The organism is Metallosphaera sedula DSM 5348 (assembly GCF_000016605.1).
GTDB lineage: Archaea > Thermoproteota > Thermoprotei_A > Sulfolobales > Sulfolobaceae > Metallosphaera > Metallosphaera sedula.
On record NC_009440.1, the window covers coordinates 463,630 to 476,390 of the forward strand.

Sequence of the window (12,761 nt, forward strand, 5' to 3'; positions counted from 1 at the left end):
TACCTTTCCAATCAAGACCTGGAGCAGGATATCTCGATTTCCTCTTCTTTCTCTTCCTTCTTCCTCGCTTCAAAGATGGAATGACTTGGGAGCTTAAGGTAAGACACGTTCTCAACTAAGTTTTTCCTTATGTGACCCATCACTTCTCTCCATGCCTCTCTTGGGTTCATTTTGCTCACCTTAGCCCCTGATTCCTTAGCAACAAGTTTCAGGTAGGAGACGCACATGGATCTGATGGAACAACTTCTACAGGAGTACTCATCTTTTTCCAGGTCCATTAGGATCAGCTCCTTATCCTCAGTGACGTACATGAGCTTCTCTTTCAACTCCATCCTTTCTCCCTTGGGTTCAAAGGATATCACTGCCTTGAACGCGATTCCGTTCTCTTGCATAAGACCCAATTCCCTCATCTTCTCGAGAACGAAATAGAAGTAGCTCTTGCTCATCTCGCTTCTTTCGTGAGCCGATAAAACCTTGATGAACTTGTCATTACCAATTTTATCAAATTTTTCTTTACGTAACAAAACAACATTCTTTTCTATAATAGGTCGGTCAATTTTAGAAATATTTAAGTAACACATGATCCCAATAAAGTTATTTCTTAACCTTAAGAAAAAAGTCTTTCATAGGTAAAAGTAAATAGATTTTAAAAAACGTGATTAACTAAGTTAATTCTCTAAAACGAGGCGGTTTATTACAAGAGGTGTTCTAGTAAGGTGTATTAACCATGTTAATGCGAGTGAATGGGATGAATGATAAGTCATGTCCTTATTTTCAGAGTTTAATATTAACATATGATCGAAATCTCATTAAAGGGCAGAGGAGGTCAGGGAGTAGTCACGGCTGGAGAGCTATTGACCAAGGCGGTGATAGCAGAGGGAAAATACGCTCAATCTATCCCCTTCTTTGGAGGGGAGAGGAGAGGTGCGCCAGTGAGCAGTGAGGTGAGGGTGTCGGACAAACCAATCCCACTTCACAGGAGGGTATATAACCCGGACGTTGTGACGGTGTTTGACACAACCCTGCTCGAGATACTTAACCCCCTGGAGGGCATCAAGGAAAATGGAGTTCTCATCATAAACTCGGATAACCCTAAGAAGTATTGGAAAAATACATATTATGTTAACGCCACCGAGATAGCGAGAGGCCTTGGACTAGTTGTCGCAGGATGGAGTGTGGTTAACACGGCCATGCTCGGGGCACTAGTCAAGGTAACAGGGATAGCTGACCCTGAGCTGCTGGAGGAGGCTGTCATGGAGGAGTTCCCAGGGAAGCTTGGGGAGCTTAACGCCAAGGCGATACTCCTAGGTTCGAGGGAGGTGAGGGCCCTTGATTAAGGTTCCAGCTGACATTCCGCTGGCGAGACCCACCCTGGGGTCCGCAGGAAAAACCGGAACCTGGAGGGTTCTGAAGCCCGTGATACACTACGACAAGTGCACCAGGTGTAGACTCTGCTTCTTTTACTGCGTCGAGAACACCATTGACCTGGAGAAGAACCTCTATCCCAGGATAGACTACGATTATTGTAAGGGATGTGGTGTCTGCGCCCAGGTATGTCCTACCGCCGCAATCGAGATGATAAAGGAGGTGAAGTAGATGCAGAAGGCTTCCACCAAAAACGTGGTTAAGGCAATGGTGGGAAATCACGCAGTAGCTTACGCCGTTATGCAGGCGAAACCTCAGGTACTGGCAGTTTACCCAATAACTCCACAGACTACGATGCTTGAGAAGCTCTCAGAGTACGTGGATTCTGGCAAGTTAAAGGCCAGAATGATCAGGGTAGAGAGCGAGCACTCAGCCATGGCCTCAATATACGGGGCTGCACTGGCGGGAGCGAGGGTGTTCACTGCGACTGCCTCTCAGGGTCTACTCTACATGACCGAAATGATATACTGGGCTGGTGGTCAGAGGGTCCCCATAGTGGCAGCTGTGGCCACAAGGGCAATCGCCTCACCCTGGTCCATCCTCGATGATCATCAAGACTTCGTAAGCAAGAGGGATGCCATATGGATTCAAATGATGGCTGAGAACGTCCAGGAGGCCTACGACCTGACACTTCAGGCCTTCAGGATATCGGAGAACAGCAACGTTCTCCTCCCAGTTATGATGGGGTTTGACGGCTTTATCCTCACGCATACCATGGAGAGAGTCGAGGTGTTACCCGATGACGTGGTAGATTCCTTCATCCCTCCAAGGGAATTCAATCTGGTGGATTTCACTGACCCGGTGGGAATAGGACCTGTGGCGACGCCCGACGACTACATTTTCTTCAGGCATCAGGCTCAGAAAGCTATGGAGAGAGCCAAGGGCGTCATAGATGAGGTGGGAAGGGGATTTGAGGAGTTGACAGGGAGGAGATATGGGACTACGGAGTGCTATCTCTGCGACGATGCGGACTACCTGGTAATATCCATGGGAGCATGGACTGGTGACGCAAGGGTTGCCGTGGATAGGGTGAGGGGGAAGGGGATTAGGGCTGGTCTTCTGAAGATTAGGGCGTTTAGGCCCTTCCCCAGGGAAGTGGTTAGGAGCGCCGTGAGGAAAGTGAGGGGAGTTATGGTCCTAGATAGGGCCGTTTCCTATGGTTCCGGAGGTGTTTTGGGCATTGAGGTGAAGTCTGCCTCATATGGACTCGATGTTCCAATTCATAACGTGATAGCTGGGTTGGGAGGAAAGGATGTGAGACCCATGCATATCGAGAAAGCCTTGGAGGATCTAAGCGTGGGTGGATTGGAGGAGGAGAGGTGGCTGCTATGATGCTCATGCGCGGTAATGCGGCCTGCCCTGGATGTCCCATTCCCAGGGAGTTAGATGCCCTCCTAGAGGTCACTGGCGAAAGGACCGTACTGGTGGTGCCTGCATCCTGCTCCACAGTAATCATGGGAGATAGCAGGGGAATGCCATCACGCGTGCCAGTGGTTCACAGTGCCTTCGCTGCCTCTCCGGCAATAGCTTCCGGGGTGAAGTCTGCCCTGGAGGCCAGGGGAGAGAAGGCCACAGTGGTGGTCTGGGCGGGAGATGGAGGGACGGGCGATATTGGTTTTGCCTCACTTAGCGGGGCTGCGGAGAGGAATGAGGACATCCTCTACGTGTGTTACGATAATGAGGCCTACATGAACACTGGAATACAGAGATCAGGCTTAACCCCCTTTGGTGCGTGGACCACGACTACTCCCTCTGGTAAGAGGGAATGGAAGAAGCCGGTTCCACGGTTAATTGCAGAACACGGAGTACCCTACGTGGCAACAGCGTCCATTGCGTATATCTTCGACTATCAGGCCAAGGTTAGAAAGGCGAAGGATATAGTAGGGTTTAGATATATCCACCTTCTCTCTCCATGCCCTCCAGGGTGGAGACATGATTCGAGCTTGACCGTGGAGGTTGCTAAACTCGCTGTGGAAACTGGGATCTGGCCGCTTTACGAGATAGAGAGGGGGAAATTCAGGTTAACGAGTATAAGCAAGACGTTAACTGACAAGAAAAAGAGGAAACCCGTGACGGAATACCTGAAGTTACAGGGAAGATTTGCCAATTTAACGCAAGAGCAGATAAAGGAGATACAGGACGAAGTTGATAGGATGTGGGAGGAACTGGTAAAGGCGGAAAACTGATGAACCTATTCTTTTTATTTCTTTTTTAGAAGAGAATACTCTAAAAAGTTATTTTCTCCTTTATTTTCTCTATTTCGTCTAGATAGCACGACGGATCCTTCTCCCACATATCGCCTGTGACCGCCAGAGCTCTTCCCCTTAGCCCGCCGTTACACACGTCGAAGAACTTGCAGGAAGAACACTTAACCAAGGACTTTCTTTCCCTAAGTTTCTTCACCATGGGATGTGGTTCGTCCCATATTCTTTTCAGGTCTGTGATGTCACCTATCTTCACTGGAGTGAACTGATCTGGGTAAATCGTACCCTCTGGGTTAACGTCAGCTATCCTCTCACCTGACTTGTTTCCTCCATTTCTCCTGAGTAGCTCTAAGACCTTCTCCTTTCCCGTCAAGTGATACACCAGGACTCCGTCTACCGGGTTATCCGCTGTCAGGACCTCCCACTCCCCTGACTTGGCATATTCCACTATCTTACTCACTACCTTCAATCTAGTGAAATTATCCACGTCTAGTTTCTTGTCTGCCCTTCCAGCATAGGCTAGGTGATAAAAGCATACCCTGTTAATCCCCTCCTTCCTCATCAAGTCAAACACGAAGTCCACGTACTCGTAATTCTCCCTCGTGATCGTGAATCTAAGTCCCGTCTTTAGACCTATCTCCTTTGCCGTCCTAATTCCCTTCAAGGCCTTCGCGAAGGCACCTTCCACCCCCCTGAATTTATCGTGTATGGGCTCTGGTCCGTCCAAACTGACTCCCACGTAGTCCACGTAATTCTTGAGTTCCTCCAACCTCTCCCTAGTTAACATGGTCCCGTTGGTGGACAGCTCCACCCTTATTCCCCTCTCCCATGCCTCCCTAGCTATCAGGTGAAGGTCTCTCCTCGCCAAGGGTTCCCCTCCTGAGAGAAGGATATGCTTTACTCCCATATCTGATGCCTGCTTCACCGCATTAATCCACGTGGAGAGAGGAAGGTCCTGAAATAGTTGAGTTCCTGATCCGGAATAGCAGTGGAGACATCTCAGGTTACAGTTTCTAGTTACGTTGAACACTAGTACTGAGGGATACCTGTCCTTCAGGCCAGCGTATCTTATCCTGTCAGCCTCCTCCTTCCTATCAGACACCAGCCTAGATATGCTTATCATGCTCTCACCCTAAGCGTTCTTGGAACGTAGGTGCAGAAGGGGTCCTCATCCATGAAGTTCTCGGTTAAGCTGAAGGCCCTTGCCCTGCATCCTCCGCACACTGACCTATATTCGCATAAACCACACTTTCCTCCTAGCTTCGACGGTTCCCTCAAACTCTTGAAAACTGGAGACTGTTCGTAGATCTCGCTAAACCGTCTAAATCTCACGTTCCCTGCTGGAATGGGAAGGAAACCACAGGGATAAACTGTACCGTCATATGCGACGAAGGCATATCCGTTTCCAGCCATGCATCCCCTTGCACCGTTCACGCTTCTTCTTCCATAGTTCTTGTCAGGAGGTAAAGGTCTCACAACTCCCATCTCGTTCATTACCCTCACTAGGTAGGGGGCACACGTCATCCTCACGTTGAGGCCTTCCATCCTCCACTTGGTTATGGTCCTCATTACCTCCTCCGCTTGCTCGGAGGTAATCATCATTTCCTTGGTGGCTCTCCCCGTGGGAATGAGCATGAAGACGTCCCAGTACACGGGCCTCAGGGCCTCAACCGTCTTTCTAAGCTCCTGCAGATGATCCACGTTATACCTACTGATGGTGGAATTTATCTGCACTGGTAGTTTCACCTCGTGTAGGGAATCCACAGCCTGTTTAGCCATTTTGAAGGCTCCCCTAACTCCCCTGAATTCGTCATGTATCTCTTCGGGGCCATCTACGCTAATGGAGACCATACTAACTCCAGTGTCCTTGATGCGTTTGGCCACCTCCACGTTTATCCTACTTCCACTGGGGGACAACGCCGTGGTTATCTTCGCTGAGGAGTATTCGAGTATTTCAAAGATATCATCTCTCTTCAGTGCATCTCCCCCACTTATTACGAAGAGTTTCACACCTGAAGAGGCGAGGTCATCCACAAGGGACTTAACTTCCTCAGTGGTTAGTTCTCCTGGTAACCTGTTGGGTATGGCCTTAGCCCTGCAGTGTTTACAGGCCAGATCGCATGCCTTTGTGCTTTCCAGGACAACAACGTATGGAGCTACCATCTTGTAACCACCTCACCGTGATATGGGATGATTACGGAATAGGGAAGGGAAGTCAGGATCCGAAAAGAGTCTAGTGCCTCGGCGTAATTCCAGGAGAAGAACCTCAGGGGTGGAGTAAGTTTTCCCACTCCCCTTACCGCGTCCCCTGTCACAAGGAAGTTCCCGTCAAAAAGGGCTATGTGACCCCTAGTGTGTCCAGGGACGTGCAATACCCTGAAACCTGAGAGAACTTCTCCTCCCTTAAGTGGGACGTCAACAGTTACGGGATCGTACTCGAGGTGAGCTATCCTCTCCACGGTGGACTTGAATTCCTCTTCTGAAACCTTTAGCTCATCCTTCACGTCATTATATGCAATCTCGTATCTAGGTGGACTCTTCAAGTACTCCACCTCGTTCTCGTGCGCATATATTCTCGCCCCAAGCTTCCTTAACTCCGAGGCGTTTCCGGCATGATCATGGTGCCAGTGCGTAACAACCACATCTGACACGTCCTCAAGGAAGTAACCCCAGGCCCTCAGATAGAGCTCAATCTTCTCGAGATTCATGGGTAGACTTGTATCGATCATCATAAGCCCACCCGAAGGACCTTTCTCCACCACAACTACGTTATGATTGAGGACTCCACCAAAGAAACCGGGCTCCACAAGTTCAAGTATTCTAATCCTACCAAGGCTAACCATTTCCACCAAACCTCGGAATTAGATCTATGGGCGCTTGAATCTTCCCTAAGTCAAGTTCAGAGATCTCTTTCCCCTCAACCCTCATAACTTCCCTTGCCACTGCAGTGCAGTAACCGCACTCTGAGCAAGATCTCTCCTCGCATTGGTTATACCTGAAAAAGCTCAGCCAATTGGGCGGAAACTTTGTGTTATCCACGTAAACCTCCTTTAACACGTCATAATCCTTAGGACCTCCCACCTTCTCCATTACCTTCGGGACAGCCCTTCCCTGAGGGTAGCTGACTATGTCCAGCAAGTTGCCGTCGTACTTCCTGTTGGCGTAAGCTTTTACCGCCCTAACTAACCACTCTGTCCTCTTGTTCCTTCCCGCAATTTTGAACCTATCAAATCCCAGGCCTTCATATACTACCAGGTCCTCTGGCCTTATCCATCTCATCCTAATGATGTTAGCCAAGTCGTTCCTAACGTCTGTAGCACAGAAGAGAATGGGATACTCAAACCACGCCTCTATTCCCCCCTCAACTGAGCTCTGTGACGAGACTATATCATGCGTTCTCCTATAGACGCAACCCCAAAGGCAAGAATTGTTGGTAATAAGCTCGAAATCAACCCTCCTCTGTAACTTCTGTAGAGATCTCAACAACCTGAAGTTCCTGTTATCGTCCTCGTGAAGTATCACCGTGTCCGCCCCAAGTTCCATGAAGTTCTCAACCTCCCTGATATTGTAGACTCTAGCGTAGGACGAGATAGACACCTCCAACTCCGGATGCTCCCTCTTTATTAACCTGACTAGAAAGGGTAGAGCCACGACGAAGCCATCTACTCCGAAACCCACGAGTCTTTCAATTTCCTCTGATAACCTCTTCACGAACTTCTCAGAGTATTCCCCACCGTTCAGCGTAGCAGTATTCATGGTATAAAGGAACTTTATTCCAGCCTCATGCACGACGTCGAGATGGGCCTTGAACCTCTCATCGTCAACCTGTGGGAGGATGAAGGAAGCTCTCCCGTGTCCCGTCAAGGTTTTTGTGTGACTCCCAAAGATGTGGCTAACTGGGTATTCCTTTATTTTCCCTATGAGTTCATCGTCGAAATTTGTTCCTACAACGAGCCTCATGAAATTTAGATCATTTTTATTGTATTTAAACTTGTTATACAATTAACAGCCTTTACCATCTGTTATGATGGAATAATATGGGGAAAAGAAATAGAGCATGTGCCCTCCTCTTCCTCAATGTCCGCAAAAAAGGTAGTCCGGATCGAGAGAAGGGCCGGGAGATGCGGTTACTCCCCAAGCTGGGGAGAGTGAGGTGACCTCCCAATGGCCCTATCCAAGTTCAATATTTTTATTGATAATATAATTTTCAACACACTTACCGGTTATGCCATGGAACTAGAGCCGTGGGAGATAGAGAAGTTAAAGGGTGGAGAGGTACCTGATCACCTTAAGGAAGTAGTGGAGGAGGGATTTTCAACTCCTGGCGATTTGGAGAGCGTGTTGGAGCCACTCCTCAACAAGCCTGTCCTCGAACCTACCCTTCTCCTCACATACAACTGCAATTTCAATTGTACCTACTGTTTTCAGAAGGGATTCAGGAAAGATCTCACGGTCACGGAAGAGGTGATGAAGGGTTTCATAAACTACGTGAGGAAGAGGGAAAGAGGTAGAAAGGTAAGAGTCACGTTCTTTGGGGGCGAGCCTCTCCTAGAGCTCAAGAAGATCGAGGAGATATCTAGGTCGCTCTCTGATCTGAAGTACTCCTTTAGCGTTGTCACCAATGGTTCCCTCTTGACCAAAAGTGTAACCCAAAGGCTGATATCCCACGGACTTTCGCATGTCCAGATAACCCTGGATGGACCCCCGGAAGTTCACGATAAGAGAAGGTTTTATGTAGATGGTAGAGGTTCCTTCAACACGATAATACAAAACCTGAGAGAGGTTCAGGATCTAGTGAAGGTAGTTTTGAGAATAAACATAGACGTGAATAACCTTAACGAGGTATACACTCTTCTGGCCAAATTGGTGGAGGAGGGGATAACTAGGATCAGATTGGATCCTCACTTCGTACATACCAACCTATTTAGGAACGAATGGTGGGAAAACGTGATTCCGAAGGACCTGGAATCAGACGTCCTAGTCAAGTTCTGGGAAAAGGCCAGGGGTTACGGATTTGAGATTCCCCATGACATCTTTAGACTTGGGATCTGTGCAGCACATATAGACGAAGACATCGTGGTAGATCCTGAGGGAAAGGTCTATCCATGTTGGGCTTTCACAGGGAATCCCCTATACGTGAAGGGAAGGCTCACGCAGGAAGGTGAGGTGGAGCTACTGAATCGGTCCCTATCCGGAAGGAAATCCCTCATAATCCACGAGAAATGTAAGTCATGCCCCTATCTTCCCATGTGTATGGGAGGGTGTAGGTTCCTCTCAGTCCTTGACGGAAAAGGATACCACGGTCTAGATTGCAGGAAGGAAACTTATGAAAAGCTAGTCAAGCTATTAAAGTTTCTAATGCGGTAAACCCCGTTAAAGATCGAGTTAGTTATTTAGTGAGATTTCATTTTTTAAACTTTAAAATATCTAGTTATAATGAGTACAATGTGCGACTATAGAATTTTCAATACGGATAGGCCCGTGAAAAAGAGCGAGAAGATAATCATGCTGTCAAGGGAGAATTTCAACAAGTTGGGCACGGAGAATTACATAAAGGTACTATCCACAGATAGGAGAGACAGCCTAGGACTAAGCAAGAGTTACTATTACTACATCCTGGAGGACTTGAAGAGAATGGGACTCATAGAGGACAATGCCATAACCTTTAAGGCAGTTATACCCTTCATTCCCAGGCAAAGCTCACTCGACATAGATACAGGCGTACTTTATACATCAAATAACCACCTGATCTTCATTGACATGGGATCCTCAAAATACGAATGTGCAACGTGTCCTGTTTACGCAGAATGTGTCTACGGGATAAGGAGGGTAGCCAGTGAGATGAGAATAAAGGTAGGCAATGTTGATAACGAGGAAGCTAGGAATTTGAGGATGCCTTCTCAACTTTGGAACAAGTTGGTAAAAGGGATATTTGCAAAAACTGTTGTTAGACTTGAAGTGATCCCGATGACAGCTAAAATGTAAGTTATGAGTCTATCTTATACGTTAGATGATGTTTACTATTCTGAGATAGTTGTTCAGTTTTCAAAAACCATGCTTGGCGTGCCAAAATCGAGGGTCGTGGGTTTGATCCCCTCGCGCCCTCACATCCTCAGCTTGCAGGAGAATCGTTTTATTATATCCTAAAGTAGATCCAGACCCACCTTATCAAGGCTTCTTAACCAATCCAGGAAATTTTTGACATCTTTCTCCATGAATATAGAGCCGTGTTGTGGCGCAATTATCCGTATGTCCATGCCCTGAATTCTGTTTAACCATTTCTCGATCGCCGCCTTACTGGGTATATACCTTCTGTGGAAACCTTCCATTAACTTCACGTGTTCCTCAAAGTTCTCAACGATCAAATACCACTTATCCTTGGGAAATATGGCTGCGCCCATATCACCCGAGAAATATACCTTGGAGATCGGGTCGTAGAAGTGGAAGTTCCCAGGGGAATGCAGGAAATGTGCCGGAACAGCCTCGATATAACTCTTCCCGAACGGTATTTTTGCACCGACACTGTTCAGTAGAGACTCACAAGTATCACTTAGACGAGATAAAGTTATATCAAGGGCCAATCCCGGAGTCGTCACGAAGATAGCATTACAACTGGAATCCCCGGTAGCAAGGTGATACCCTTCGGTTTCAAGGGCAGTTATCTCATCCATGCCAGGTGGATTATCGGTAATTACAACTTCTATGTCTTTTAATGCCTTGGAGTACATTTCCACAAATTCCTTCACATTTGGAAGTTTCGTGGGTAAAATTGATACTAATGTCAATACTCTTAAGTTTCCTTCCTGGACCAAGTATTTTCCTTCAACTTTATCTGCTATCACATTAATTAGACCAGTTTTTAGCCCGAATATTCTTCCGATAGTATTCGTGTAATCCCTGTCCACAAGAAGAACCTTATATTTCTCGGAGAGTTTCTTGGCCAAGAAATAGGCTATAGTCGACTTACCGACTCCACCCTTAATACTAAAAAGGGAAAACTTTACGATCCTATTAGTCATGTATATTCTATATGCGAACTTTATCTTAAATATTTGTCATTATATTTATCCTGCTCAAGGTTAACTGGGTTTATTTCACTTTTTCTTTAGTTTAAATTTAATTTAGCCAGATTTTGCCTTTATAGACGCCTGGAACACGATGAGTAACTATTACATATATTGTCTTCAATAATCAATTATAGGTTTTATAGAACATTTATATACTCCAGATAATCATTATAATATAGGTGAAAGGTTGTCCCTAGATTTTAACAGGGAGCCTGAATTTCCTCCCTACAACGTTTACCCTCCACGGTGGAGTTTCGATAACGAGAAGGCCTGGCAACTTTACAGAAGGGCCAAGAGGGAACAATGGGATGAACAAGACATAAACTGGGAAAAAGTAAAGGAGATTGCCTCAGGACTGGACAGAAAGCAGAGATTGGCCATAGCCTACTGGTGGTCCCTACTCTCCACCTTTGATAATGCCACTCCGGTCTTCGCATATGCACTGGTAAAATCACACGAGCTTCACCTGGACACCGCGGTCAAGGGAGTCATAACAACCATCACCTACGATGAGAATAGGCACAACGTGATGTGTGGGCTAGCCATAAATAGTGTATTACCTGGTTATCCCTTCGATTTCAAACCCCAGGATGACCTGGAAAGGAAGGTAAAACTTAACACGTTATGGGCGTGGTATAATGGTTCCAGGTACTGGAAAGCTTACCTAGAGGCTTACAGCAAGTATACGATGGACGTTCTCTTTACCTCTTTCATGATGGGAGAGGCTGCGGCGACAACAGTGTTCTCCACCATGTCCAAGGGGTCAAAGATCGAGGAATTTGGAAAGGCTTTCAAGAACACGGCCGTGGATGAGACCAGACATTACGCCTTTACTCACCTCATTATGACCAGCAACGCCGCCAGCATGAATGATGAAAGGAAGAAACTGGTGTCCAAGCAGGTTAGAGCGGGATTCGTTTTCCTTTCCCTGATAACTTACAGGCCTCCAAAGGACTTCTGGAGACTCCCTCCGTGGTACCTTGAGGTCACGGAGAAGATGGAGGATCTCGCAAGAAGCGCAGGATTCTACATTCCGGAAATGAAGGAGAAGGAGGAGGCGTGGAGAACTGCCATAATGAGGGTGGGAGCCACACTGGGTAGGTACGGAGTTCCAATGCCTGCTATCCCTGAGCTTGGAATAACAGGTGAAGAGATAAAGGATCTTAAGGAAGACGATTTCGTCCCAGTCTTCTAGGATCAAGAGAGCGAAAATTTTTAAAATTTTTATCATGAAATGATTAAAACATTGGGTGTGCTATCTACTTGCGAATAATAATACTCGGAAGCAAAGGAGGGGTAGGGAAGTCCACCATTAGTCTGCTCCTAGCAAAGAGGCTATGTGAACTTGGGAAGACGGTACTTTTCGTAGATAGAGATCAGATAGGCTACGCCTCCTGGCTAGTGGGAATCAGGAGCAAGGGCCTAGTGGCTAGCGTGGTAGATGGTGAGGAGGGGGATTACTTTGTTCAGAGGAAATTGGGAAAGGGAAATCTTCAAGTCCTCAAATTCTATGGAGATGGCCCTAGATTAAAGGAAGATGTTAAACTAATCATCTCAGACCCAAAACTAAGAACAACGTTTAACGAAAAGTATCAAGAGGTTATCTCGTTAGGTCATGACTTCATTGTTTTAGATAACAAGAGTACCACTTTTCCCTCCAATGACGAGATAAGATTAGAAATTACTGCATATTCAGGACGATATCCCAATGCCCGTGGCTATAGGGTATTCGTCACGGATCCCTTTAAGATAGACATAGAGAACACGGTGTCTTTCGCTGAGAAGTTAAACAGGGAAGAGGTCCTCAAAAACCTACCGGTTAAGATTATAGGACAAGCCCTGGTAGTTAACATGGTTTCTCCTGGCAAAATTCATGATGTGAGGAGCGACCTAAGGGAACTAAGTAGCATGTTCTCGCCCATGATTTTTGTACCTTTCTTAGAAGAATTATTCTCTTTCAGCGATGATATAGCTAGACTTCCTGACGTTGATGAAATAAGACAACTCACTGACTTAATTCAGAGCTTGGAAAACGCAGGGTGATCTTATATTAGCGCTTTCTTGG

At 46.7% G+C, this 12,761-nt stretch carries 14 protein-coding genes; 8 read left to right on the top strand and 6 right to left on the bottom strand.

Going from position 1 to position 12,761, the window contains the following annotated elements:
- Positions 1-11: 11 nt before the first annotated feature.
- The gene (locus MSED_RS02585) at positions 12-446 is read right to left on the bottom strand and encodes a hypothetical protein (protein WP_225938885.1); all 435 of its coding nucleotides are present in this window, start codon (positions 444-446) and stop codon (positions 12-14) included.
- A gap of 348 nt (positions 447-794) precedes the next feature.
- Here MSED_RS02585 and MSED_RS02590 point away from each other — a divergent pair, with 348 nt between their 5' ends.
- Genes MSED_RS02590 through MSED_RS02605 form a run of 4 tightly spaced genes read left to right on the top strand, consistent with a single transcriptional unit; the run spans position 795 to position 3,611 of the window.
- Positions 795-1,337, top strand: a complete 543-nt coding sequence (locus MSED_RS02590; RefSeq protein WP_012020470.1) for a 2-oxoacid:acceptor oxidoreductase family protein — start codon at positions 795-797, stop codon at positions 1,335-1,337.
- Positions 1,330-1,596 (top strand): 4Fe-4S binding protein, encoded by a 267-nt coding sequence (locus MSED_RS02595; protein WP_012020471.1) that lies wholly within the window; start codon positions 1,330-1,332, stop codon positions 1,594-1,596. Before MSED_RS02590 ends, MSED_RS02595 begins: the two co-directional genes overlap by 8 nt.
- The gene (locus MSED_RS02600; protein WP_012020472.1) at positions 1,597-2,757 is read left to right on the top strand and encodes a transketolase C-terminal domain-containing protein; all 1,161 of its coding nucleotides are present in this window, start codon (positions 1,597-1,599) and stop codon (positions 2,755-2,757) included.
- Complete coding sequence (locus tag MSED_RS02605) at positions 2,754-3,611, top strand: 3-methyl-2-oxobutanoate dehydrogenase subunit beta (protein ID WP_012020473.1); 858 nt, start codon at positions 2,754-2,756, stop codon at positions 3,609-3,611. Before MSED_RS02600 ends, MSED_RS02605 begins: the two co-directional genes overlap by 4 nt.
- Positions 3,612-3,651: 40 nt before the next feature.
- Here MSED_RS02605 and MSED_RS02610 read toward each other — a convergent pair whose 3' ends face one another.
- The 4 genes from MSED_RS02610 to MSED_RS02625 are packed head-to-tail and all read right to left on the bottom strand — an operon-like array spanning position 3,652 to position 7,589.
- Positions 3,652-4,752 (bottom strand): radical SAM/SPASM domain-containing protein, encoded by a 1,101-nt coding sequence (locus MSED_RS02610; protein ID WP_012020474.1) that lies wholly within the window; start codon positions 4,750-4,752, stop codon positions 3,652-3,654.
- Entirely contained in the window at positions 4,749-5,792 is a 1,044-nt protein-coding gene (locus tag MSED_RS02615) for a radical SAM/SPASM domain-containing protein (protein WP_012020475.1), read from the bottom strand. The genes MSED_RS02610 and MSED_RS02615 overlap by 4 nt, the downstream gene beginning before the upstream one ends.
- Positions 5,786-6,472 carry an MBL fold metallo-hydrolase gene (locus tag MSED_RS02620; protein ID WP_012020476.1) on the bottom strand — a complete coding sequence of 229 codons (687 nt, stop codon included), beginning with the start codon at positions 6,470-6,472 and terminating at the stop codon, positions 5,786-5,788. Before MSED_RS02620 ends, MSED_RS02615 begins: the two co-directional genes overlap by 7 nt.
- Complete coding sequence (locus MSED_RS02625; RefSeq protein WP_048059979.1) at positions 6,465-7,589, bottom strand: peptidase U32 family protein; 1,125 nt, start codon at positions 7,587-7,589, stop codon at positions 6,465-6,467. The genes MSED_RS02620 and MSED_RS02625 overlap by 8 nt, the downstream gene beginning before the upstream one ends.
- Positions 7,590-7,793: 204 nt before the next feature.
- Between MSED_RS02625 and MSED_RS02630 the strand changes: the two genes are divergently transcribed.
- Positions 7,794-8,996, top strand: a complete 1,203-nt coding sequence (locus tag MSED_RS02630) for a radical SAM/SPASM domain-containing protein (RefSeq protein WP_012020478.1) — start codon at positions 7,794-7,796, stop codon at positions 8,994-8,996.
- Positions 8,997-9,074: 78 nt separating this feature from the next.
- A complete protein-coding gene (locus MSED_RS02635) occupies positions 9,075-9,614 on the top strand; it encodes a hypothetical protein (RefSeq protein WP_048059980.1) in 540 nt (179 codons plus the stop codon).
- Positions 9,615-9,772: 158 nt separating this feature from the next.
- Here the strand turns inward: MSED_RS02635 and MSED_RS11935 are convergent, their stop codons facing one another.
- Positions 9,773-10,648 (bottom strand): oxygen-binding di-iron domain-containing protein, encoded by an 876-nt coding sequence (locus MSED_RS11935; protein ID WP_012020480.1) that lies wholly within the window; start codon positions 10,646-10,648, stop codon positions 9,773-9,775.
- Between the two features lie 235 nt (positions 10,649-10,883).
- On the opposite strand from MSED_RS11935, the gene MSED_RS02645 reads away from it, so the two are divergent.
- Both MSED_RS02645 and MSED_RS02650 read left to right on the top strand, forming a co-directional pair.
- The gene (locus tag MSED_RS02645; protein ID WP_012020481.1) at positions 10,884-11,891 is read left to right on the top strand and encodes a hypothetical protein; all 1,008 of its coding nucleotides are present in this window, start codon (positions 10,884-10,886) and stop codon (positions 11,889-11,891) included.
- 68 nt (positions 11,892-11,959) lie between these two features.
- Entirely contained in the window at positions 11,960-12,739 is a 780-nt protein-coding gene (locus tag MSED_RS02650) for a ParA family protein (protein ID WP_012020482.1), read from the top strand.
- The last annotated feature ends 22 nt before the right edge of the window (positions 12,740-12,761 follow it).

Excerpts from the sequence above, each read along its gene's own strand:
- MSED_RS02585 (WP_225938885.1), bottom strand. The coding sequence starts at position 446 with ATGAGCAAGAGCTACTTCTATTTCGTTCTCGAGAAGATGAGGGAATTG.
- MSED_RS02590 (WP_012020470.1), top strand. The coding sequence starts at position 795 with ATGATCGAAATCTCATTAAAGGGCAGAGGAGGTCAGGGAGTAGTCACG.
- MSED_RS02600 (WP_012020472.1), top strand. The coding sequence starts at position 1,597 with ATGCAGAAGGCTTCCACCAAAAACGTGGTTAAGGCAATGGTGGGAAAT.
- MSED_RS02605 (WP_012020473.1), top strand. The coding sequence starts at position 2,754 with ATGATGCTCATGCGCGGTAATGCGGCCTGCCCTGGATGTCCCATTCCC.
- MSED_RS02610 (WP_012020474.1), bottom strand. The coding sequence starts at position 4,752 with ATGATAAGCATATCTAGGCTGGTGTCTGATAGGAAGGAGGAGGCTGAC.
- MSED_RS02615 (WP_012020475.1), bottom strand. The coding sequence starts at position 5,792 with ATGGTAGCTCCATACGTTGTTGTCCTGGAAAGCACAAAGGCATGCGAT.
- MSED_RS02620 (WP_012020476.1), bottom strand. The coding sequence starts at position 6,472 with ATGGTTAGCCTTGGTAGGATTAGAATACTTGAACTTGTGGAGCCCGGT.
- MSED_RS02625 (WP_048059979.1), bottom strand. The coding sequence starts at position 7,589 with ATGAGGCTCGTTGTAGGAACAAATTTCGACGATGAACTCATAGGGAAA.
- MSED_RS02630 (WP_012020478.1), top strand. The coding sequence starts at position 7,794 with ATGGCCCTATCCAAGTTCAATATTTTTATTGATAATATAATTTTCAAC.
- MSED_RS02635 (WP_048059980.1), top strand. The coding sequence starts at position 9,075 with ATGTGCGACTATAGAATTTTCAATACGGATAGGCCCGTGAAAAAGAGC.
- MSED_RS11935 (WP_012020480.1), bottom strand. The coding sequence starts at position 10,648 with ATGACTAATAGGATCGTAAAGTTTTCCCTTTTTAGTATTAAGGGTGGA.